The following is a 363-nucleotide window of genomic DNA, read 5'->3' on the forward strand; positions in this document are numbered from 1 at the left end:
AAAAGTTATCAGTAAAAAGAAAGGATTTGCTAATATTGTTCGTTTAGACAAAACTGACGGACGAATCAATCTTGAAACGATTACAGATAATCAACTGGTTACAGTAACAGAAGGAAGTCCTTTTTCTGAAGGAAAACAAGATTCGATTTGGATTGATGGGAATTATGCTAAGAAGAATCAATTACAGATTGGAGATTCAATTTCTATTTCATCAAGGGGGAAACAGATAGATTTAGAAATTGTAGGATTTGTTCAGGCGACAGATAAGATTTATTTTACAGGTAGCATGGAATATATAGCTCCAAATCATGACAATGATGCCTATGGTTATATTGCAGATAATGAAATCGCAAAAGGAATTCT

General features: G+C 32.8%; 1 protein-coding gene. It reads left to right on the forward strand.

Going from position 1 to position 363, the window contains the following annotated elements; all coding sequences use genetic code 11:
- Nucleotides 1–363 (forward strand): hypothetical protein (locus tag ACFX59_RS18240; protein WP_387434471.1); only part of this gene is annotated, 363 nt, incomplete at both ends.

The organism is Sphingomonas sp. NCPPB 2930, from assembly GCF_042867205.1.
Taxonomy (GTDB): Bacteria; Pseudomonadota; Alphaproteobacteria; order Sphingomonadales; family Sphingomonadaceae; genus Sphingomonas.